19 protein-coding genes are annotated in these 22,247 nt (G+C 67.6%); 11 read left to right on the forward strand and 8 right to left on the reverse strand.

Annotated features, from left to right (window positions below):
- Window positions 1-2 precede the first annotated feature (2 nt).
- From BJ992_RS23760 to BJ992_RS23770, 3 genes are all read right to left on the reverse strand, one after another.
- Entirely contained in the window at window positions 3-905 is a 903-nt protein-coding gene (locus tag BJ992_RS23760; protein WP_184984577.1) for a DUF4097 family beta strand repeat-containing protein, read from the reverse strand.
- 344 nt (window positions 906-1,249) lie between these two features.
- Entirely contained in the window at window positions 1,250-1,606 is a 357-nt protein-coding gene (locus tag BJ992_RS23765; RefSeq protein WP_184984579.1) for a WhiB family transcriptional regulator, read from the reverse strand.
- Between the two features lie 204 nt (window positions 1,607-1,810).
- On the reverse strand, window positions 1,811-1,978 hold the full coding sequence (locus BJ992_RS23770) for a hypothetical protein (protein WP_184984581.1): 168 nt from the start codon (window positions 1,976-1,978) through the stop codon (window positions 1,811-1,813).
- 112 nt (window positions 1,979-2,090) lie between these two features.
- Here BJ992_RS23770 and BJ992_RS23775 point away from each other — a divergent pair, with 112 nt between their 5' ends.
- The 4 genes from BJ992_RS23775 to BJ992_RS23790 all read left to right on the forward strand — a co-directional run bounded on the left by BJ992_RS23775 (window position 2,091) and on the right by BJ992_RS23790 (window position 6,240).
- A complete protein-coding gene (locus tag BJ992_RS23775) occupies window positions 2,091-2,474 on the forward strand; it encodes a GntR family transcriptional regulator (protein WP_184984583.1) in 384 nt (127 codons plus the stop codon).
- Between the two features lie 223 nt (window positions 2,475-2,697).
- The gene (locus BJ992_RS23780; protein ID WP_184984584.1) at window positions 2,698-4,107 is read left to right on the forward strand and encodes an NsdA family TPR-like regulatory protein; all 1,410 of its coding nucleotides are present in this window, start codon (window positions 2,698-2,700) and stop codon (window positions 4,105-4,107) included.
- Between the two features lie 38 nt (window positions 4,108-4,145).
- The gene (locus tag BJ992_RS23785; RefSeq protein WP_184984586.1) at window positions 4,146-4,835 is read left to right on the forward strand and encodes a RibD family protein; all 690 of its coding nucleotides are present in this window, start codon (window positions 4,146-4,148) and stop codon (window positions 4,833-4,835) included.
- A gap of 13 nt (window positions 4,836-4,848) precedes the next feature.
- Window positions 4,849-6,240, forward strand: a complete 1,392-nt coding sequence (locus BJ992_RS23790) for a DUF4062 domain-containing protein (protein WP_184984588.1) — start codon at window positions 4,849-4,851, stop codon at window positions 6,238-6,240.
- Between the two features lie 345 nt (window positions 6,241-6,585).
- On the opposite strand, the gene BJ992_RS23795 is transcribed toward BJ992_RS23790, so the two are convergent.
- Both BJ992_RS23795 and BJ992_RS23800 read right to left on the reverse strand, forming a co-directional pair.
- Window positions 6,586-7,218, reverse strand: a complete 633-nt coding sequence (locus BJ992_RS23795) for a VOC family protein (RefSeq protein WP_184984590.1) — start codon at window positions 7,216-7,218, stop codon at window positions 6,586-6,588.
- Between the two features lie 225 nt (window positions 7,219-7,443).
- Entirely contained in the window at window positions 7,444-7,797 is a 354-nt protein-coding gene (locus BJ992_RS23800; RefSeq protein ID WP_184984593.1) for a VOC family protein, read from the reverse strand.
- A gap of 169 nt (window positions 7,798-7,966) precedes the next feature.
- Between BJ992_RS23800 and BJ992_RS23805 the strand changes: the two genes are divergently transcribed.
- Window positions 7,967-10,765, forward strand: a complete 2,799-nt coding sequence (locus BJ992_RS23805) for an ATP-binding protein (RefSeq protein ID WP_184984596.1) — start codon at window positions 7,967-7,969, stop codon at window positions 10,763-10,765.
- 36 nt (window positions 10,766-10,801) lie between these two features.
- Here BJ992_RS23805 and BJ992_RS33945 read toward each other — a convergent pair whose 3' ends face one another.
- Window positions 10,802-10,927 (reverse strand): hypothetical protein, encoded by a 126-nt coding sequence (locus tag BJ992_RS33945; RefSeq protein ID WP_281390450.1) that lies wholly within the window; start codon window positions 10,925-10,927, stop codon window positions 10,802-10,804.
- Window positions 10,928-11,199: 272 nt separating this feature from the next.
- Window positions 11,200-12,009 (reverse strand): nuclear transport factor 2 family protein, encoded by an 810-nt coding sequence (locus tag BJ992_RS32280; protein ID WP_221474951.1) that lies wholly within the window; start codon window positions 12,007-12,009, stop codon window positions 11,200-11,202.
- 100 nt (window positions 12,010-12,109) lie between these two features.
- Here BJ992_RS32280 and BJ992_RS23825 point away from each other — a divergent pair, with 100 nt between their 5' ends.
- From BJ992_RS23825 to BJ992_RS23835, 3 genes are all read left to right on the forward strand, one after another.
- The gene (locus BJ992_RS23825) at window positions 12,110-12,715 is read left to right on the forward strand and encodes a TetR/AcrR family transcriptional regulator (RefSeq protein ID WP_184984599.1); all 606 of its coding nucleotides are present in this window, start codon (window positions 12,110-12,112) and stop codon (window positions 12,713-12,715) included.
- Between the two features lie 172 nt (window positions 12,716-12,887).
- Complete coding sequence (locus tag BJ992_RS23830) at window positions 12,888-15,104, forward strand: GH92 family glycosyl hydrolase (RefSeq protein ID WP_343072990.1); 2,217 nt, start codon at window positions 12,888-12,890, stop codon at window positions 15,102-15,104.
- Complete coding sequence (locus BJ992_RS23835) at window positions 15,101-16,378, forward strand: glycosyltransferase (protein ID WP_184984601.1); 1,278 nt, start codon at window positions 15,101-15,103, stop codon at window positions 16,376-16,378. The genes BJ992_RS23830 and BJ992_RS23835 overlap by 4 nt, the downstream gene beginning before the upstream one ends.
- Before the next feature lie 122 nt (window positions 16,379-16,500).
- Here BJ992_RS23835 and BJ992_RS23840 read toward each other — a convergent pair whose 3' ends face one another.
- Window positions 16,501-17,376 carry a M23 family metallopeptidase gene (locus tag BJ992_RS23840; RefSeq protein ID WP_184988839.1) on the reverse strand — a complete coding sequence of 292 codons (876 nt, stop codon included), beginning with the start codon at window positions 17,374-17,376 and terminating at the stop codon, window positions 16,501-16,503.
- Between the two features lie 258 nt (window positions 17,377-17,634).
- Between BJ992_RS23840 and BJ992_RS23845 the strand changes: the two genes are divergently transcribed.
- The 3 genes from BJ992_RS23845 to BJ992_RS23855 all read left to right on the forward strand — a co-directional run bounded on the left by BJ992_RS23845 (window position 17,635) and on the right by BJ992_RS23855 (window position 22,205).
- The gene (locus BJ992_RS23845; protein WP_184984603.1) at window positions 17,635-18,066 is read left to right on the forward strand and encodes a PPOX class F420-dependent oxidoreductase; all 432 of its coding nucleotides are present in this window, start codon (window positions 17,635-17,637) and stop codon (window positions 18,064-18,066) included.
- 104 nt (window positions 18,067-18,170) lie between these two features.
- Window positions 18,171-19,118, forward strand: coding sequence for an RDD family protein (locus BJ992_RS33955; RefSeq protein ID WP_184984605.1), 948 nt, complete (start codon window positions 18,171-18,173; stop codon window positions 19,116-19,118).
- Between the two features lie 84 nt (window positions 19,119-19,202).
- Complete coding sequence (locus tag BJ992_RS23855; RefSeq protein ID WP_184984607.1) at window positions 19,203-22,205, forward strand: AfsR/SARP family transcriptional regulator; 3,003 nt, start codon at window positions 19,203-19,205, stop codon at window positions 22,203-22,205.
- The last annotated feature ends 42 nt before the right edge of the window (window positions 22,206-22,247 follow it).

The raw sequence follows: 22,247 nt of genomic DNA on the forward strand, positions 1-22,247 counted from the left end.
CTTCACCGGTCGCCGTAGGGGCGGCGGGCGCGGCGCGGACGGGCGGTGGTGGCCGGCGGGCGCGGGGTACGCACGTCACCGGAGACGGAGCGGGCGTCCACCGACAGGGCGCCGGAGGCAGCCAGCTCGGCGGGGGCGTTGACGGTGATGTCGCCGGAGGTGGCCGAAGCGGTCAGGTGGCCGGCGTCGGTGGCGTAAGCGGTGATGTCACCCGACACGCTGGTCAGCCGTCCCGATCCGCCGAAGTCGGCGATGTGGATGTCACCGGAGGTGGTCGAGGCGGTGACGGTCTCGGTACGGCCCAGCCGGACATCTCCCGAAACGGTCCGCACGGTGGCCTGATCGGGGCACTCGGCGCGGACGTCGCCGGAGGTGGTCCGGGCGGTCAGCTTGCCGCAGCCGCCCACGTCCAAGTCACCCGATACCGAGGCGAAGTCCACCCACTCCAGCTCACCACGCGCTGTCACCGGGGCGGACTTGGTCCGGATACGCAGGGCCGAACCGTGCGGCAGCCGGATCTCGGCACGCACGCCGGGCGTGACGTTCATACCGGAGATCGGCTGCCCGTTGATCACGCTGCCGGAGATGTGGACGCTCCCGCCGGAGACGATCACCCCACAGTTGATGTTGTTGGCGACGATCGTGCGGCCACCGTTGCCGGTCACGATGGTCACGCCGGGCTGGTCGAGGGTGGGCACATTGACGGTGACCACGCGGGCCTCAGCGGCGAGCGTGGCGCCGGTCAGGGCCGTGTTACCAGGGCCGTCTACGGGGCCGGTCAGGGTGATCTCGGCGCGGTCGGTGCCGCAGACGTTCACGCTGATCTGGCCGTGCGGCATGGTCAGGTCGAATACGACGGGGCCGGGCATCGGGGCGGACAGGGTCCGCGTGCTGATGTTGGTCATGATGGCTGCGGGTCCTTTGCGCCTGGTCAGATGCCGGACTGGGAACGGGTGAGGGTGCGGCAGGCGGGGCAACGGTGCACGTGCCGGGCGCCGTGGGAGCCGCAGATTTCCACCTGGGCACCCTGCACCTGGCAACGCGGGCAACCGGTCGCGGTGCCGTGCTCGTGCTCGCACTCGATGCACTGAAAGCGGCTCATCAGCGGCCACCCCCGCACGGCACCAGCACGGCCACCTGGGCGCAGTCGGCGCAGCCATGGGCCGAACCCAGGCCATGCACCGCACAGCGCGGGGTGTCCTCATGCCGGTGGATGCCGTTGCACAGCGGGCACTGATAACGGCCCAACTCAGGCCACCCCCGCCCGGTCCTGCGTCGAGCCGAAGATGTCCAGCCGTTCGGCCAGGTCGGACAGTTCAGCGGCGGTGAAACCGGCCCACACACCGGTCTCCGGACGGATGCGCAGCGCGCGGCGCAGGCACGCGACCCTGGCCGGGCACTCGCCGCACACCTCCCTGGCCACCTGCTCACGCGCGGCCTGCTCATCGGCGGACTCGCCGGTGAAGGCGTCCGGGCCGGTGTGCAGCTCGGGGTCAAACCCGCACAGCGCCCCCTCGGCCAGCTCCGCCGGCATGTCGCCGGTGAGCAGATCGAACAGCCGCAACGCGGGATGGACGGTGACCAGACGCAGGGCGGGGGCGTTCATCGGCCATGACCGCACTGGCCGGTGCCCTCGCACACGCCGCACTGCTGGGTGGAGGTCATCCAACCCTCACCGCCGCAGCAGTGACAGGGGTCCCGGAACACATTGGCCGGGAACATCAGGTGGGACATGATGGTGTAGCTCCTTTGATGGGGAGTGAGGGGCGGCCCGGAGTCTTGGCGGATGAGGGCCGCCCCGTCTTCGTGATCAGCCGAGTCCGTTGAAGAACGTGGTCATGGCGTCCATAAACCCCATGAGCGCGTGGAAGCCGGTGGTGACGGCGACCGCGGCGCCCTTGGGATCGCGAACCATGTAGAGAACTGCGAACACGGCGAAGATCGTGGGCAGGATGCGGCGAGGTTTGACAGGAAGCACAGTGACTCCTTGAGGAGAATCGCCTTAAGTCAGTCTCGCTGACTCATGACAGTAGGGCAACGGGTGGGCAGCGTCAACCCACTGGCTTAAGTCGGTTGGGTACGCTTGCGGCGTGCCAGATAAAGCCGGGGCAGATGAGCAGAAGGTCCACGCGAGCCGCAGACTGGCGGCCGTCATTCGAGCGGATATCGAGAGCGGGAGGCTGAGGGCGGGCGCTCGGATTCCGTCCTACCGGACGCTCGCCGAGCTACACGGGGTTGCGCACAACACGGCACAGGCGGCCGTCCGCATGCTCCAGTCGGAAGGGCTGGTCACCATCCGTGCCGCGAGCGGCGCCTACGTGCGGGATCGGACGGAAGAACCTCTGACCAGCACACCTGGGCAGCTTCGCGAAGAACTGACGGAGGTCCGAGACCAGCTCAAAGAGGTCCGTAAGACGTTGGCCGCGACAGAAGAGGCAGTTTCCAGCCTTTTGGACCGACTTACGCTTAATTGACGGCTTTCCGTCGTTTCTCCGTACAGCCGGGGCCGTGCTGATGAGGCACCGTTCCTTTCCGGTCATATCGTCACCTCCTTTCGCAGTTATCGACTTGGGTCATGCCAGCCCGTTAGGTTGGACATCTCCCATGGTGCTCGGTGCTGGCCATCAGCAAAAGGGTTCTCAAGCCGACACGGGGAGCGTCGGTAACAGCGGCATCTGCTAGGAAGGTGCGAAGCCCATGGCCCGCCCGGAACTTGAACTGCACCCGCAGCGCTCAGCCAGGGACCGTTTCGGGTTTGAGCTGCGCTCATGGCGCAAAGCCCGCGGGCTCTCACAGACGAGACTCGGGGCGAAAGTCCACGTCAGCGGGGACTTGGTACGGCTTATCGAGGTAGCTGAGCGGTGGCCTACACGAGACTTCGCGGAACGGTGTGACCAAGCGCTCGACACCGTGGGAGCGCTCGTACGGCTGTGGGAGACCGTCGAGGAAGAGCGACGTCAGAGCATGAGGGCTGCCGAAAACGGCACCCATACCGACAGATCGTTTGTCGGTACCGACAGGCAAGCAGTCGCTATGAGCGGTATGGACGATCAGGGCAGCATTGTGGTTCAGATGATGAACCTCACAGGGGAGCCGGTCGCTGTGTCCATGGATCGCAGAACGTTCATGTCTGGCATTGCTGCCCTGCCGGCAGTCGCTTGGGTCGACCAGGGCCTCACGGGCAAAGCGGGGCTACCTGCCATGGTCGCTGACGGCGACCTACGCGACGTGTTGACCAACATGCGGAAGCTCTTCGGCGTGCTGGCCGCACAGGACAACATCTTGGGGCCGAGCGCGGTAGCTCCGACCGCGGTTCACCAGGTCGCCATTCTCCGCGAGCTGAGCCGTACTGCGAACGGTCGCTCCCGGGCCGCCGTCATGGATGTGCAGGCGGCATATGCCGAGTTCACCGGGTGGCTTGCCGACGACTTAGGCGACCGCAACGCCGGACAACACTGGATCACCAATGCCCTTCAATGGGCACACGAGGCCGGTGACGAGCTCTTCGTCAGCTATGTGCTCATGCGACAGGCCCAGCGCGCTGGCGAGACTGGCGACGTGGCTTCGGCTATCAGTCTCGGCCAGGCAGTGCAACGTAAGGGAGAAGCCACTCACCGCATACGGTCGGCCGCGGCTCAGTTCGAAGCGCAAGGTCATGCGTTGGCCGGCGACGAAACGGCGTTCAGAGCGGCAATCGAAACGGCGCGGGGTTTGGTGGCGGACGCACCTCAGCTAGTGCCGGGTGACTGGGCGCCCTGGTGTACACCTGCCTACATCGACATCCACGAAGCGGCGGGATGGACGCGACTCGGAGACCCGCGTAAGGCAATCATCGCCTACGAGGATGCCCTAGGGGCGTGGTCCGGCGAATTTCAGCGCGATCAGGGCGTCTACCTTGGTCGGCTGGCACAGGCGTACGCCGCAGCCGGCGAGCCGGAGCAGTCAGCGAAGAGCGCAGCAACGGCTTTGAGCATCGCCCGCCGCACCAACTCAGCCCGCATCGTGACAGAAGTCAATCCTTTGAGAAGCACTCTCGAACGGTGGCAAGAGCTTCCCTCAGTGAAGTCCGTCATGTCGGATCTTGCCCAGCTTGCCGACCAGCAGTAGCGACCCATTGCAGCAATCACGATCGAATGGAATCCCTGATGAGCAAGCGGCCGTACGTGCTTCTTAGCGTGGCAATGTCCGTCGACGGCTATATCGACGACACCAGCCCCGATCGGCTTTTGCTGTCGAATGCTGAGGACTTTGACCGAGTTGATGAGGTGCGCGCCGGGTGTGATGCCATCCTGATTGGTGCGAATACCATACGCCGCGATAACCCTCGATTGCTCGTTAATTCCGAGCAGCGGCGGGAAGACAGGGTACGGCGCGGACTCCCCGCATATCCGACGAAAGTAACCATAACGTCGAGCAGCCTAGATTGCACGTGTAAGTTCTTCAACACGGGCGGAGACAAGTTGGTCTATACGACCCCTACAGCTCTCGGAAAAGTCCGAGACGAGCTAGACGGTCTGGCCGATATCATCCCCGCTGGTGATCCTGTCTCCTTTCCAGTAATGCTCGACGACCTGGGCAGCCGTGGTATCCGTCGTCTTATGGTCGAAGGGGGAGGGATGATTCACACCCAGTTTCTTACACAAGGTCTTGTGGATGAGATTCATCTCGCCGTCGCACCCTTCTTCGTCGGCGAACTCGACGCCCCTCGGTTTGTTCATCCAGGAACATTCCCGCAGGACTCGGCTCGTCGTATGAAGGTAGCAGAAGTTCGACAAATTGGAGACATCGTACTAGTTAGATACCTACCTCGCAATCGGCTTACACAAGTCAGCTAGAAAGGCGACACACATGTCCTTCGATGCGCGAGTGTTTCAAATACTTGTAGCTTCCCCTGGCGACGTTCAGCCGGAGAGGGAAATTGTTGCCGAGATCATCCATGAATGGAACTACCTAAATTCCCGCGATCGACGCATAGTGTTAATACCCTTGCGATGGGAGACACACTCGTCCCCCGAGATGGGAACGCGCCCTCAAGCTGTCATAAATCGTCAGGTTGTCGACCAGTGCGATCTTGCAGTTGGAGTCTTCTGGACACGCCTCGGCACAGAAACATCCGAAGCAGAGAGCGGGACAGCGGAGGAGATTGAAAGAGTAGGAGCACAAGGAAAGCCTGTGATGCTCTACTTTTCACGTGCTGCAACTGAACTTGATAAAGTCGATCTCAATGAATACGCCAGACTAAAAAGTTTCAAGGAGAAAACGTATCCACACGGTCTAGTGGAGCACTACAACACACTTTCCGAATTCCGGGAAAAGTTCTCCAAGCAACTATCCATTTCAATTCGCGACGTGATTGCCATGGACAGCACCCGAAGACCCGGCAATACGGCTGGCGGAGATCCCATTACATTAGGCATCCTGGTTGCAGATCAAAGCACCTCGGAGATAAGCGGATTGCCCGCCAGGCTGCATTTCACACGGACCGTATGTCGTGACGAGGACAAAATTCCTGACCTTGTCGCCAAAACGCTCAACGACTCTCCGGATGAGAACGAAGCGGACCCTCAGCCCTCTACGCACGATGACCTGGCCGATGTGGACTCGACTAACCCGGATTCATTGACGGTCGCTCGCGATTGGCTACGAATCGGCCGCACTGCTAGACGTACGCAGGGCTACAATAAAGACTACCTTAGGCAACTTGTCGACTACCACTGCAATGAGGAAGCATATCGTCCAATCAGATTCGCCGTGACGGCTCCATCAACCAGCGGCGTAAAAGATTTGTTCCTAGAACTGAGGCTAAGCCTTAGCAGTGGAGGAGCAGATATTGTAAACCGCCTACCATTCACAAGACCTTTCGCTGTGGGCGACTTCAATATGGGAGAGTTTTTTATAGGATCCGACGCGCCCAGGAAGTCGTCGTTGTCCCTGAGATCAACAAAGGAGAAAAGTGAATGGCTCATTGAAATAGAGGCCACCGCCATTCAGACCCAAAGAACATTCGTTATTCCAGACCGGCTTTATCTCCGTGTGGACAGCGACTGTGCGTTCTCCATAGAAGGCACTGTTTACTCCAGCGACGCACCGCCATATTCGCTACATACGCAGCTTGAGATAGGGCTCACAAAAAGCGTAATGTCCTATATTGACATCTTAAAAATCGCAAAGAGGGCCGTCCGGGACGAAAATCTCGGGATCGATATCGTTAGTGGCGAAATCCATGGACTTCAGCAGTAAAATGTGAAAACAGATGAACGATGACCCTGCCGACCCGTGCCTCTGTTCATAGCAGGAAGGGGGCGCGGTTTCCCAATACGTTCCCACACCGAGCCTTGGGCAAGAGCTCGGAGGAAGATTAGGCAGGTAAGCGGCAGGATTCCCATCGACTGCACGTCTGACTTCTAATCCGACGGTCGCAGGTTCGAATCCTGCAGGGCGCGCCATTTGGTTGCCGAAGGATTGCGGTGCAGGACGGGACGGGGATGAGGGTGGTGGTCGTGAGAACGCTTCTGTTGTCCTCATCGGCCAAGAGGGGGACGAGGCTAAGTCGCCTCGTCCCCCTCTTGTGACGCCGCGGTGTGGCTAGCGGCTGGTCTGGGGGCCGCCGTTCGATTGGGTTTCCCAGGTGTATCCGTCGGGGTCGGTGAAGGGGCCGGTGGCGCCGGTGAGCGTTAGGCGGTGGGAGCCGGTGCCTTCCTGGGGGATGCCGGTGTCCTTGGCGAGGGCTCGGCGGGGGTACAGGGCCAGTGTGACGGGTGACGACGGGGTGTCGAACTCTACGTATCTGCTGCCGTAGCTTTTGGCTACAGCCAGGCCGTGCTCGACGTAGAAACGTTTGCTGGCCTTGACGTCTGCTACGCCTAGCAGTAGCGCGACCTGGTCGATGTGCGGGGTGACGGGGGTGGTGTCCTTCTTGGTCGAAGAGGCGATCTTGAAGATGGTTCCGTCGGGGGTGCGGACGACGCCGCCGTAGCCCCAGAAGGTCTTGGTGGCCGGTTTCAGCGTCGTGGCGCCGGCGGTGAGGGTGGCGGTGATGATGGCGTCGACGTTGCCGGGCTGTGCGGTCACGAGGGACAGTGCGAAGCCGCGGAAGCCTGTCGTCGGTGCGTCGGATGCGCGTACGTGGACGTAGGGGGCGAGGCCGACGGCTTGGTAGAAGGCGTCCGCGGCTGGGGGGTCGGAGACTTCCAGGGTGATGGATTCGAGGGAGGTCATGGGAGGTCCTTGTGTGGGAGAGGGTGATCGTCCGGTCGAGTGGAAGAAGTGATCGTCCGGCCGGGTGGAAGAAGTGATCGTCCGGCCGGGTGGAAGGGGTGATCGTCTGGCCGGGTGGAAGGGTGATCGTCCGGTCGAGTGGAAGGGGTGATCGTCCGGCCGGGTGGAAGGGGTGATCGTCCGGTCGGGTGGAGGGGTGATCTTGCGGTCGGGTGGAGGGGGTGGTCAGCGGTTCTGTAGGAGGCCGAGGGTGTTGCCGTCGGGGTCGGTGACGGTGGCGACCAGGCGGCCGCCGACGTCGTGTGCGGGTTCCTTGATGGTGGCTCCGGCGGTGGTCAGTTCGGTGAGCTTTGTCTCGATGTCCGGTACGTGCCAGTAGGCCACCGGTGAGGTCATGTCCTGCGGGCCGCCGCCCGGGACCAGCCCGATGTGCTGGCCGCCGGATTCGAAGCCGACGTAGTAGGACGAGTCGTGTTGCGGCGGGATGCCGAGGAGGGCTGTGTAGACCGCTGTGGCCTTGGCCAGGTCGGAGACGGGGTGCAGGACGGTTTTGATCGCCGGGGTGGTGGGGTCGGTCATGGTCGGCTCCTGTGATCGTGGGTCGCGTTGTTCGCGTGGTCACAGCCTTTCTCGCGGGCCGCCGGCCCACATCCGTGGTCGCCACGGAATCGCGCACGGATCGGTGGCACGGATACGGCCACGGAGAGGACATGGATAGGACACGGAGGGAATGCGGCAAACTGGGGTGATGGCGGCGGAAGCAGAGATCTCGCCTCGGGAAGTCGAGGTGCTGGAGCTCGTCGGGGCTCATCTCAGCAACGCCGAGATCGCGGCCCGGCTCTGCATTTCGGTGCGGACCGTGGAGAGTCACGTCTCCTCGCTGCTGCGCAAGCTGGAGGCACCGGATCGGCGAGCGCTCGCCCGGCGTGTGCCGGAGCCGGTGGACGCCGCGCCGGCGCGGCCGGCGCCGGTCCTGCCCGCCACGCTCACCTCGTTCGTCGGACGTGTGAACGAGTGTGCCGAGCTGATCGAGCTGGTCACGGCGTGCCGGCAGGTCACCGCCGTCGGTCCTGGCGGTGTGGGGAAGACGCGGCTCGCGTCGGTGGTGGCCGCCGAGGTGGCCGGTGCCTATTCCGACGGGGTGTGGTTCGTCGACCTGGTTCCGGTCACCGACGCGAGCATGATCGCTACCGCGGTCGCCGGCGCGCTCGGCCTCGGGGAGCAGCCGGGTCGCGACATGACCGGGTCGGTGGTCGCCGCGCTGGCCGACCGCCATGCGCTGCTGGTGCTGGACAACTGCGAGCAGGTCGTGGACGGCGTGGCGCTGTTCCTCGAACGGCTGCTCGCGGCGTGTCCCCGGGTGACGGTGCTGGCGACCAGCCGGTCCCGGCTGATGGTGCCGTTCGAACGGGTCTATCCGGTGCCGCCGCTGTCGCTGACCGGCGAGTCGGACGCGGTCGCGTTGTTCCTGGAACGTGCCGTGTCGGCCGGCCGGCCGCTGGATCCGGCGCCGCACGCACAGATCGCCGGGATCTGCGAGCGGCTGGACGGGATGGCCCTGGCGATCGAACTGGCCGCGGCCCGCTACCCCACGCTCGGGATGGACGGCATCACCGCCGCCCTGTCCCACCCGCTGCGCATGCTCACCGGTGGCTCCCGCGCCGACGAGCGGCACCGTTCGGTGCGAGCGGCGCTCGACTGGAGCCACGCCTTGCTGGAGCCGGCCGACCAGGCGCTGCTGCGCCGGGTGTCGGTGTTCGTGGCGCCGTTCACCGCCGCCGCGGCGGCGCAGGTGGCCGGAGGCCAGGAAGGCATCGTCGCCGACGGACTGGCCCGGCTCGCCGAACAGAGCCTGCTGGTGGTGACCGCGTCGCCGGGAGGGACCGAGTACCGCGCGCTGGAGACCATCCGTCAGTACGGCACCGAGCGGCTCGACGAGGCCGGGGAGCTGGCCGACGCACGTTCCCGGCACCTTCGCTGGTGCTTGGCCAAGGCCGCCGGCCTGGGGGTGAGCGGACCGGACTGGCGGGCCCGGTTCGACCTGGTCGCCGACGACCTGCGCGCCGCCCTGGCGTGGGTGGCCGACCGGCCGGAGCGGCGTGGCGACGCCTGTGAACTCGCCCGGCGCCTGGCGGAGCTGACCTTCGTCCGCAACCTGACCGGCGAGTCCCAGCGACGCTACGAGCAGGCGGCCGCGCTCGCCACCGACCCCGCCGCCTGCGCGTCGCTGCTGCGGCGGGCCGCGGCCGTGGCCGGCTGCCGGAGCATCGGCGATGACATGTACCGCCTGCGCCGCGCCGCCGCCGACGCGGCCCGCGCGTCCGGCGACGGTGCCGGCGCGGCCGCCGATCTGGCGAGTGCCGCCACCATCGCGTTCCGGTTCTCGACCATGTTCGTCCGGATTCCGTCCCGCGAGGAGGCGCTGGCGCTGCTCACCGAGGCGCGCGAGCCGGCCGGCGACGATCCGGTCGCGCGGGCCGCGGTGGCACTGGCAGAGGCCGCGGTGCTCACCGACGCGTTCGGCGCCGCTCAGGGCCCGTCCGACAATCAGGTACCCGAGACCGTCGCGCGTGCCGAGCACGCGGTCGAGCTGGCCCGCCGGACCGGCGACCCGCTCGCCGAGTCGGCCGCGCTCGACGCGCTCACCGGCGCGCAGAGCTGGGCCGGCGACACGTTCGCCACCGCGGCCACGGCCCGGCGCCGCATCACGCTCCTGTCATCCCTGCCGGTCTCTCCCGCCGCCACCCATGAGCTGATCGACGCGCTCGCCATCGCCACCGAGGCCGCACTCGGCGCGGGTGACATACCGGCGGCCCGTCGTTGGGGACGCCGGCTGGCCGGCCACCCGTCGCTGGCGGAGGTGGGGCACCGCGCCACCTGCCGGCTGCTGATGGTCGACGCGCTGGCGGGCCATGCCGACGAGGTGCTCACCGGCAGCGTCCGGTTCCTCGACGCCTGGCGGCGGGCCGGCAGCCCTTCCCGGACGCTCCTGCGTCCAGCGGTGGCCGCCGTCGCGATGATCCACGGCCTGCGCGACGACGGGGACGCGCGGCGCGATTGGCTGGGGGTCCTGGACGAGCTCGAAACCCCGCCGGAGCACACCTACGGCTACGGGGCGGTCTTCGACGCGATTCTCCTGCTGCATCGTGGGCAGGCGGCGGAGGCGTTGGAGCGGACGGCCCCCGAGCCCAGGCAGGTGTGGAAGTGGGTCACCTGGATCTGGCATCACTGGTACGTCGCCCTGCGCGCCGAGGCCGCCGTCCTCGCCGGGAGTCCCGACGCACGTGACCGCCTGGCCGAGGCCCGGACCGTCGTGGCCGGCAATCCGGTCGCCGCAGCCCTCGTGGAACGGGCTCAGGCGCTGCTCGACCATGACCAGGAACGGCTGCTCGCCACGGCGGACGCCTTCGACACCGCTGGCTGCCCTTACCAGTCGGCCCGGACCCGCCTGCTCGCCGGCGCCTCCCGCGGCGCCGCCGACCTGGCCGGGCTCGGCCTCGCCCCCATGGTCCTGCCGGACCTCCGAGGCGCCTCGGCCGCCACCTGACCGCGAGCAGATCCCCACGGAACCCGTGGAAGGGCTTCAGAGCTTGACGAGCTTGGCGTATGGAGCGCTGATGCGATACGTCTTCGTCCCGAAGTCGACGACGACAGCGATGTCGTCATCGACACCGATGACCCGGCCGAGGCCGTATCTGTCGTGGCTCACGAGGTCCTGCACGACGAAACACTCGACAGGAGGGGAAGGTGGCACAGGTACGTTGAAGGGGCTTCCAGGCAGGACTCGCCGGACCCCGGCTTGGTTGCGTCTCATTTGTGCCAGTATGCGCCCTGCGGCGGCATGAAACGAGCCAAACGCTCGCACTGAGACCGTACTGCCGCCACCGCCACGCGAACCACGGCCTCTTTCTCAAGGCGTGCGGTCCCCCGCGCGACATCGGGATCCGCCTCGCCACGCGTGGGGACGGTGCGCCGGAGGGTTCAGAGATCGTGGCCCATGGCGGCTGTGGCGGCCATGATGTCGACGTAGTCGCGCAGGTGGGTGATCCGGCCGTTGTGAGCGGTGAGCACGATGATGTTGGGGAGGGTGAAATCGCCGGCGGACGGGCTGGTTCCGATGGCCTCTTGTTCGACGACGATCGTTCGCGGGTCGGCGGTGTCGTGCAGAGCGAGGGTTCGGTAGCGCTCGTACTTCAGGGGGTGGGTTTTCCACCCTGCGGCGATCCAGGTCACGATTTCGTCCCGGCCCTCCAGCCTGGACGGCAGGCCGGGACGGGTGAAGGGGAATTCGTGGATCGCGTCGGCCGCGTACACGTGGTTCATGCCGTCGACGGACTGGGTGATGGCGGCTTGGCGGAAGCGGGCCAGGACGTCGTGGACGGTGAGGGCTTGGTGGTCCAGAGGGGATCGTCTGAGGGTCACCTTGCGATGGGTGATCTTCCAGCCGTCGGGGTGGTGGGTGACGATGTCGTCGTAGGTGACGCTGCCGGTTGTTCCGTCGGCTTTGATGCCTAGGCCTTTGGACCGGACCTGGGCCGAGTTCTCGTCGATCTCGGTGATCACGATGTTGGTGACGTGGTGAGCGACCGGGTTGGCGTCGCCGAGTGCGCCTGCGGCTTCACGGATGGCCTCGATTCCGTGTAATGAGCCGAGGCCGAAGTTCTCCATGTCGTAGGTGACGTCCGGGGTGAACAGCTCGCCGTACCGGTGGAGTTCGCCGGCGTCTGTCAGGTGACCGTGGCGGTTGATCAGATCAATGATGTCTGCTTTGCCCTGGTTTGATAGCGCCATGAGGGTGGCTCTCCTTGGGGGTGGATGCCATAAGGTGAGGCATGGTCCGGTTAGAGGGGCACGGTAACGGACTGTGTCCCCCCTTAGCAAGGATGGGGTGATGGGGGTGGCGGATCGGGAGGCGGGGTCGCGCGGCGCGCGGCCGAGGCGTGCGGATGCGCGGCGTAACCGTGAGCGGCTGGTCGAGCAGGCGAAGGTGGCGTTCGCCGAGTTCGGGGTGGAGGCGTCTCTGGATGAGATCGCGCGGCGGGCCGGGGTGGCCAGCGGGACGTTGTACCGGCACTTTCCCAGCCGGCTTGATCTTGTGGAGGCGGTGCTCGCTGAGCAGATAGGCGAGTTGGTGGAGCTTGGACGTGGACTGTTGGCGGACGAGGACGAGTTCGGTGCGTTGGTGACGTGGTTGCGGGCCGCGGTGGCGCATGCGTTGAGCTATCGAGGGCTGGCGGCGGCGGTGATGAACTCGGCGCTCGGACGGGGGGAGGAACTGGTGGCGGGCTGGCATGCGGAGATATTCGACGTGGGGGGTGCGTTGCTGGCGCGGGGCCGCGCGTCAGGGGTGATCGTCAGCGGTGCGGACGACGCGGATGTGCTGAGGATGGTCGGTGCGATCGCCTGGGCCGCTCAGGACGCGCCGGACCGGTCGGCTCAGGCCGACCGGCTGCTCGGGCTTCTCGTGGACGGGCTGCGGCGCGGCGGTTCCCAGTAGCGCGCCGGCCTCGCAGGGGGTACGGCGGCGCGGCGGCCGCACGTAGCGCCGGCCTCGCGGTTCGTGCGTTTGCGCAGGTGACGACACACGGACAGTAGTTCATCTCCTGGAAACCCACCGTGTTAGGTCTGTCGGATAGAGTCCCGGCATCCTAGACAACGTTGATCCATTCATCGGTACAGCGGCGACCGACCTGCCTCGGGCTCGTGGTCTCGCCGGGACTTGGTGGTGGCCGAAGCCTCAGGTGGGGAACACGCATCCGGGGGCCACGTCGCCGCTGGGGATGGTGTCGGCCTGTGCTTACTCGGGGGCTTATCCGACGGGGTACGGGCTTTATACGAAGAACACCGAAGGTGTGCCTGAGGAGATGTTCGGCCAGGTACAGGCTTCTGGTTTCACGCATTTTCAGCAGTCGGGGACAGGGGCTATACGCAAGTACTACAACTATGTGCGGGTCACGCCTATGGTTCAGCCTTTGGATGTGCTGGGAGAGGCTTGGGGGCTGCGTGACGAAGTGGCCGAGGCGGGATATTATGCGGCCACGCTTGACACCGGGGTTCGGTGTGAGCTGACGGTGGGGGCCAAGGTGGCCGTGCATCGGTATACGTTTCCCGCGCATCGTAGTGCCCGGGTGGTCATTGATCTTTCCTGTGGTGGGTTGGGTATCGAGCATGGCCGCACTGTGCCGTTGCGGGCTCAGGTGGAGAATATGGGGCGAGGACGGGTTCAGGGGACGGTGGTGATGGAGGGGGTGCCGCTGTCGGTTCATGTGGACGTCGACGCGCCTGGGTGGCGGCAGATGCTCTGGTACGACCGGCGGCTTATCGAAGGCGGGACGCGGCTCGATTTCGACAGTATTCGGCATACCAATTTGCGGCCGTTCGGCATGTTGTTCATGGGGCCGGTGTCGGCGGGGCAGACGGTCGAGGTGCGGCTGGGGTTCTCGTTGCGGGGGTGTGAGCAGGCGCGGGAGAACCTCGAGGCGGAGTGCGGGGTGGGCCGGGAGTCGTTCGACGTGGTGCGTGCGCGGACCCGGGTGCGGTGGGGGGATCATCTCGATCGGGTGCGGGTCGAGGGGGGGACGAAGTCGCGGCGGACTGTTTTCACCACGGCGCTTTATCATTCGCTGATCAAGCCGTGTGTCGCGGACGACGAGAGTCCGTTCTGGCCGACGCCGGGGCCGTACGCGTTCGATGTCTGCACGATGTGGGACATCTACAAGACGCAGTTGCCGTTGTTGTCGGCGATCGTGCCGGACAAGGCCGCGGGGTTGCTTGAGTCGTTGATTCGGGTCTGTGAGGAAGAGGGGAATTTTCCGATCGGGTATCGGATGGCACGGGGTGCCGATCGGTTCTTCCGGCAGGGAAGTGCGCTGGCGCACACGGCGCTGGCGGACGCGCACGCGCTGGGGTGGACGCAGTTCGACTGGAACTGGGCCCTGGTGCATATGGCCGATGATCTGCGGCGGATGTACGGGGAGGATTTCTTCGAGCATGGCGTCGTGCATCCGATCAGTCACACGCTCGATCTGGCTTATGCGCATCACTGCACGGCGAAGGTGGCGCGGGCTCTGAATGACCGGCGACTGGCCGACGATCTGGAGAACCGGAGCCGGTTGTGGCCGAATGCGTTCGATCTGGCGACGGGGTTGTTGCGGGATTCGGAGTTCTACGAGGGAGGCAAGTGGAACTACTCGTTCCGGTTGCTGCACGACATGGCGGCGCGGATCGCGCTCGCGGGGGGTGACGAGGCGTTCATCGACAAACTGGACCGGTTCTTCGGGTACGGGGCCGAGCCCGTGAAACAGCCGGGGCTGCGGCCTCGGCTGGCGGAGATGGCGGCGGGGTACGCGCTCAACCGGTTCGAGGGGTTGAACAACGAGCCGGACATGGAGGTGCCGTGGGCCTATCACTACGCGGGGAGGCCTGATCGCACCGCCGAGGTGGTGCATTCGGCGTTGACATGGCAGTTCGGCACGGGGCCCGGCGGGTTGCCGGGGAACGACGACTCGGGAGGGCTGAGTTCCTGGTACGTGTGGGCCTCGCTCGGGCTGTTCCCGATCGCGGGGCAGAGCATGTTCCTGGTCAACGCGCCGGCGTTCGAGCGGGCCGTGCTCAAGGCCGGGGGGAACGAGTTCGTCATCGAGACCAGTGGACACCGGGAGACGCCTATCAGTGTCGACGGGATCGAGCGGGAGCCGGCGGCGCAGTACGTGCAGTCGGCGACGCTCAACGGGGTGCCGCTGCACGCCACACATTTGAGTGCCGCCGACGTTCATCGCGGCGGTGTGCTGCACCTGCGGCTCGGGCCGGAGCCGTCGGGCTGGGGACGGGGCCATCGGCCGCCGTCTCTTTCTGATCCACCTGCTACATCGAGGGAAAAGTCATGAACCACCCCCGTCGGCGTCTTGTCATCGCGGTCAGGGCCGATCCGGTCATCTGCGGTCATTCAGGGGAAGCGCGGAACCTCGCCGAGGTGGCGCTGACTCGCGGGTACGACGATGTGCGGCTGCTCACGTGGCCGATCCCGGCGCTGCAGGCGGCGGGGCTGCCGCTGAAGCCGCTCGATCGGCTGCTGCCGTACAGTCCGGGGATCACGGTGGAACGGCCGGAGCCGGTCGGGGACTACCGGGTGCCGGACGGGAGGTTCCAGGCGGGGCTCACGGGACGGCTGGTGGAACTGCTGGCCGAGCCGGTGCGTACGACCTGTCTGTCCATGTATCTGGCACCGCATACCAATGTGGTGGTGGACGCGGTCACCGCGGCACGTGCGGCGGGGTTCGCGCCGGATGTGCGTACTTTCGCCAAGGCGGTCGGGTCGGACGTCACCAATGTGATCAAGTCGTGCCTGCGGAACGGGACGTTCGGCGCGGCCACGGCGCTGTTCACGACGTTCCTGGCGAACGACGAGGTCGTGGCGGTGTCGGAGTACACGCGGGACGAGATCATCTCGTCCGCCGAGCAGGTGGACGAGCAGTGCGGCACGTCGTTCGCGGAGCAGTGCGCGCGACGGGTGACGGTGAGTTATCCGCCGATCGACTCGTCGGCGTTCCTCAATCTGGATCCGGACGACGTGGACGCGGCGCTGGCGCGGCGGGGGCTGGAGCGGGACGGGTACATCCTGTTCCTGTCGCGGGTGGCGCGGGCCAAGGGGATCTACGATCTGCTGATCGCGTTCGGCCAGATGCGGTGCCGGTCGCGGATGAAGCTGGTGGTGGCGGGGACGGGTCCGGCGCTCGATCATGTGCGGGCCATGGCCAAGGAGGACGACCAGGTCGTCTTCCTGACCGATGTGGACGACCACGAGAAGGCGCTGCTCATGCGGGGGTGCGCGGCGTACACGCTGCCGACCAAGCCTGAACCTGACTTCGTGGAGACGTTCGGCATCGCGCTGGCGGAGAAGATGCTCACCGGAGGTGGGCCGATCGTGACGACGACCACCGGGGGGACGGTGGAGGCGGTGGGTGACACCGCCGTCTTCGTGGAGCCCGGGGACATCGCCGATCTGGCGGCCACGGTGGACCGTGTGGTGCTGGACATGTCGCCGGGTGAACGGCAGGACCTGGAGTTGCGTGCGCGCACGCGGGCCATGCGGTTCGACCGGGCCGCGGTGTTCGACGACCTGTTCCCGGCGGACGAGGCGCCTGCCATCGAGGTCGCCTGAGGAGGCCGACCTGCCTGCCGGGGCTGCTCCGGGGCTCTGGCCGTCCGAAGGGGGCCGCGGCGGCTGACGGCGGGGAAGGCCACTTCCGGTGTGGGGAGGTGGCCTTCGGCCGGTGTGCCGCGCTAGCCGCAGTGTTCGAAGGGGCTGGTGTAGGAGCTGCCGCCGATGGAGCCGCCCCACTTGACGCACTGGCCGGCGGCGGTGCGCTTCACGGGGCCCGCGTAGTAGCCGTAGCTGCCGGAGTCGGTGGTGCGGCTCGCGCCTTGCGGTTCCAGGAAGGCGGACATGGACGCTTCGGTGCCGGGTGCGGTGGTCTTGAGAGTGGTGACGCAGTTGTTGCCGTTGGCGGAGTTGTACAGCAGGTACGTGCGGCCGCCGGTCAGCGCGGCGGAGTCGATGGTCGTGTAGCCGGCGCCGCAGATCTCCTCGGGGGTGTACGGGTTGCCGCTGCCGCCGCAGGAGTTGGTGCTGGTCACGGCCTTCTTCTGACCGAGTGACACGGTCACTCCGTCCACGGTGGGGCTGGTGTCCACGGTGCCTGAGGAGGTGCGCTGCTCGTAGTGCAGGTGGGGGGCCGACGAGCCGCCGGTGGAGCCTACGGTGCCGATGGCGGTGCCCTGGCCGACGGAGAGGGTCGCGCCGGCGGCGCGGACCATGGTGGCCAGGTGCGCGTAGCGGGTGCGGGTGCCGTCGCCGTGGCGGACTTCTACCCATTTGCCGTAGCTGGTGCTGCCGGCGTCGTTGAAGTAGGCGGTGCCGGCGGCGGTGGCGCGCACCGTTTCGCCGTTGATCTCGTCTCCGCCGTACGTCTGCCAGTCGATGGAGCCCGAGGGGTTGTGTCCGGGGGACCAGTTGTTGGCGTAGAAGGTCTTGCCGCAGTTGAAGGGGCTCTTGTGGGACGCGAAGGTCGCGCTGTGCGCCGCGGGGGCCTGGGGTAGGAGGGCTGCCGCGAGGGTCAGGGAGAGGACGGCGGAACGGAGGGTGGTGTGGCGGGGCATGCTCACCTCTCTGGACAGGTGGGTATGGGGTGCCGCTTTCCTTGATAAACGTGAAAGTTCTCTTCATCAAGGCCTGTTGGGCTGAAAGGCGGTTGAACGATTCCCCCGCGCGGTGGGGCCGAGAGAACAGCGCGTGGTCCGGTCGACCGGTGAGGCGGGGGGACGCGCCGATGGGGTCGCGGGGAACAGGGCCGGTCCGGCATGGTGGAGCAGGAGACGCGGGAATAGTGATGATCCACGCGGGGATTGATGGTGGGTATGACGACCACACAGTTCGACCCGCGTGCGTTGCTCGCGGAGAGCCGGCTCGGGGTGCTCGCGACGATCAAGGCGGACGGACAGCCGCAGATGTCGCCGGTGACGCCGTTCTACGACCGGGAGGCCGGGGTCATCTATGTGTCGATGACCGAGGGACGGGCCAAGACGGCGAATCTGCGGCGGGACCCCCGGGCCACGTTGCAGGTCACGGCGCCGGACGGACGGTCGTGGGCCACGGCGGAGGGGGTGGCCCAGCTCGTCGGGCCGGGGACCGATCCGCAGGGACCGGAGGTGCAGGCGCTGGTGGACTACTACCGCAGTGCCGCCGGGGAGCATCCGGACTGGGAGGAGTACCGGGCCGTGATGGTGGCGGACCGGCGGGTGCTCATGGTGATGACGGTCGGTCACGTGTACGGGGCCAGGCTCGGCTGACGATGTCCTCCCCGCGATCGGGGGTGATCGCTAGGGTTTGCCGGGTGGAAGAAGCATCCTTATCGAGTTCTCCCGGTTTGTCGCAGGGGGATTCGCTGGCGTGGATGGCGGCGCTGGGGCTCGCGGCCTGGCCGACGTGGGAGGAGTGGCGGTACCGGCTGAGCCCGGAGGCGTCACAGCTGTACTCCTGCCTCGGGGGGTCCGAGCACCCGGGGACGGTGGACGCCTTGTTGTCGCCGGTCCGCGGGGACCTCGGCATTCTGGTCGGTGACGTGGAGGCGTTCGCGGTTCCCGCGCTGGTCGTCGTGGCGGCGTTCCTCGGGTGCGTGGGACGGGGGGACGCGCGGCGGACGGGGTGGCGCGCAGCGGCCTGCCTCGGGGTGGTGGCGGTCGTACTGCCGGTGGTGGCGGTCTACGGCAAGCCGGAATCGTGTGGGGTGCTGCCGATCCTCAGCCGTGAGTGGATCGCCGGTGTGGTGAACGCCTTGGGGTGGACGCAGGTGTGCCTGCTCGGTGCGGCGGCGCTGGTCGTGACGGCGAGCGGGGCGGCACGTGAGAAGGGTACGGCCGCCGGCGCGGCGGAGTGGCGACGGGTCACGGCGCTGATCGTGGACTACGTGATCCTTCTCGTGGTCTTCTCTTTCGCCGTTCAGCCGGTGCTGGAGCTGTTCGGCGGCGATCAGGTCTACCTGGGGAGCGGGCTGTTGAACGCGATCTGCCTCTTGACGTCCCCCCCGGATCCCATGGTGTTCGCCGTCGCCGGGCTGATGTTCGTGTACTTCTGGGGCCAGCACCTGCGGTGGGGCCGGACGCTCGGGAAGCGGCTGCTGGCGGTGCGGGTGGTCGCGGTGGACGGCGGGAGGCCGGTCACGGCGGGGAGGCTCGCGCTGCGGACGGTGGTGTTCCCGGGGCTGGTGCTGGTGCCGTGGGCCGGGCCGGTGGCGCTGGTGGCGGCGGGGTTGGCGGTACTCGTCGATCCTCAGGGCCGGTTGCCGCATGACCGGGTGGCCGGGACCGAGGTCGCGGCGGCGAGGAGTGGCCGGTATCGGTGAGCGGCCGGGGTACTCGCCTGGTCGCTTTGGCGTTCGTGTGGAGCCGTTGCCGGTGGTCGCCGGTGTCGACGCGGAGGGTGGGGTATGGAGTTCCGGCTGCTCGGACCGGTCGAGGTGTGGAACGGGGGGCGGCAGGCGCGGCTCGGAGGGGCCAAGCCTCGGGCTCTGCTGACGGCGTTGCTGCTGGAGGCGGGGCGGGTCGTGGCGGTGGAGCGGCTGATCGAGGCGGTGTGGGGGTCGTATTTCCCGGCTACGGCGCGGGCTGTGGTGCAGACGTATGTGGCTTCGTTGCGGCGGTCGCTCGAAGAGGTGGGGGTGACGGGGGTGATCGTGTCGCATCGTGCCGGGTACGTGGCACAGGTGCCGGTGGAGGCGATCGACCTGCGGGTGTTCGAGCGGCTGGTGGCCGAGGGCCGGCGGGATGTGGTGGAGGCGCGGCATGCCGAGGGCCGGGATCGGTTGCGTGCGGCGCTCGGGCTGTGGCGAGGCGCGGCGCTCGGGGGGATCGGGGACAGTTTCCTGCGGGCCGAGGCGGCGCGGCTGGAGGAACTGCGGCTCACGGTGGTCGAGGAGCGCGTCGCGGCGGACCTGGCGCTCGGGGAGGAGGAGCGGCTGCTGGACGAGCTGGCGGCGCTGGTGGCGGCGTATCCGGCGCGGGAGCGGCTGCGGCGGGACCTGATGGTGGCGTTGTACCGCGCGGATCGGCAGGCGGACGCGCTGGCGGTGTACCGGGAAGGCCGGCGGGTGCTGGTCGAGGAGCTCGGGGTCGAGCCGGGGGTGGAGCTGCGGCAGGCGCACGAGGCGATCCTGCGGTCCGATCCGGCGTTGCCGGGCCCGCCGCGGGGCCGCGGGCCGCGGCAGCTTCCTCCCCCGCCGCCGGACTTCGTCGGCAGGCAGGACGAGGTGGCGTCGCTGCGCACGGCGCTGACCAGGCCGGACGCGATGCCGATCTGCGTGGTGTCGGGGGCCGGCGGCATGGGGAAGTCGGCGCTGGCGCTGCGGGTGGCGCACGAGGTGGCGGGGGACTTTCCCGACGGTCAGCTTTATGTCGACCTGCGAGGGACCAGTGACGCGCCTGCGGGACCCGAGGAGGTGCTCGGGAGGGTGTTGCGTGAGCTGGACCCCGGTACGGCACGGCCGCCGGCGACGCTGGAGGAACGCGCGGGCCGTTACCGGACGCTGATGGCGGGCCGGCGCAAGCTGGTGGTACTGGAGGACGCGGCGACCGAGGCGCAGGTACGGCCGTTGCTGCCCGGCGGGTCGGGGTGCGCGGTGCTCATCACGTCGCGCTACCGGCTGGTGGGGCTCGCGGGGGCCGTGTTCGCCGAGCTCGGTGTGCTGCCGCATGACACGGCGATGGAATTGTTCATACGTATCGCGGGACCGGAGCGGGTGGCGGCGGAGCGGGGAGCCGCGGACGGCATCGTCGGGTTGTGCGGGGGGTTGCCGCTGGCGGTGCGGATCGCGGGTGCGCGGCTGGCGTCGCGCCGCCGGTGGCCGCTGGCGCGGCTGCTCGGCCGGCTGGACGACGAGAAGCGCCGGCTGGACGAGCTGACCGTCGGCGACCAGCAGGTGCGTGCCGGTATGAGCCTCAGCTACGCGTTGCTGCCCTCGGCGGCGCGGACGGCGCTGCGGCGGCTCGGGTTGCTGGGGTTGCCCTCGTTCCCCGCGTGGGTGGCGGCGTCGGCGCTGGACACCGATCTGGACGAGGCGGAACGGGTCCTCGAGCACCTGGTGGACGTGTCGCTGGTGGACGTCGAGGGGGTGGATCCGGCGGGTCAGCTGCGGTACCGGATGCACGACCTGATCCGGCTGTTCGCGAAGGAACGTGCCGTCGTGGAGGACGGCGCGGCCGAGCGGAACGCGGTGGTGGCGCGGGTGCTCGGCGGGTGGATCTGGCTGGTGGAGCGGGTCGACGAGGCGGCGCCACCGTACCTGATCTCGGTGCCGGCGTCGTACCGGCTGGCGTGCCCGGTGGACGAGCGGGTCGCGGCGCAGGTGGTGGCGGCGCCACGGGTGTGGTTCCGGGTGGAGCAGGAGGCGCTGATCGCGGGGGTGGAGCTGGCGGCGGGGGCCGGCCTGGACGAGCTGGCCGTCGAGCTGACCACGGCGTTGTCGTGCACGGTGTTCGGTGGTCATCAGTACGTCTTCGACGACCCGTTCGCGAGCTGGCGCCGTACGCACGAGGCGGCGTTGTCGGCGGTGCGGCGCATGGAGAACGCGCACGGGGAGGCGACGCTGCTGGCGGGGCTCGGTCAGCTGCACTACGAGCGTGACATGTTCGCCGAGTCGCGGGCCTATCTCAGTCAGGCGTTGTCGATGTTCCGTGCCGCCAAGGACGTCCGTGGTGAGGGGGCCACACTGGCGTCGCTCGGCGCGGCGTGCCGGGAGCAGGGGTACCTGCCGGAGGCGCTGCATTTCCTCGACCGGGCCAGGGAGCTGCTGACGGGGCTCGGCGACGCCTCGGCGCTCGGTCATGTGCGGCGGCTGGCCGGTACGGTGCGGCTGGAGACGGGGGAGTATCCGGCGGCGTGGGACGACCTGCGGGACGCGCTGGCGCTGTTCACGGCGGCGGGGTCGCGGCGCGGCCGGGGGCTGACGCTGCGCAGCATGTCGCTGTACCACCGGGCCAGGGGTGAGTGGACGGCGGCCGAGGAGCTGGCGCGTCGGGCTCTTGGGATCTTCCAGGCGGCCGACGACCGCATGATGGAGGCGTACTGTGTGCGCGCGCTGGCCAAGGCCCTGCTGCGTCAGGGGAGGTTCGAGGAGGCGGGGCCGCCGTTGCGTGAGTCGCTCACGGTGCTGCGGACGCTGCACGACTCGTTCGGGGTGGCGTGCACCTTGCGTACGCTCGGCGAGCTGCACCTGGCGGAGGGGAGGTTCCTGCGGGCCGGGGAGCGGCTGGAGGAGTCGCTGCTGATCTGGGAACGGCTGGGGGCCGCGTTGTTCCGCGCGCGTACGCTGCGCGACCTGGCCGAGGTGCACGAGTCGCTCGGCGACGCCGCGGCGGCGGCGCGGGCCAGAACGGCGGCCGTGGAGACGTTCCGGTCGCACGGGTCGCGGGAGTACGGCGAGATGACGCTGTAAGCGGGATTACAGAGAAATTCCAGGGGCCCGGTCCATGCTGCG

Origin of the sequence: Sphaerisporangium rubeum (genome assembly GCF_014207705.1) — a bacterium.
Lineage (GTDB): Bacteria > Actinomycetota > Actinomycetes > Streptosporangiales > Streptosporangiaceae > Sphaerisporangium > Sphaerisporangium rubeum.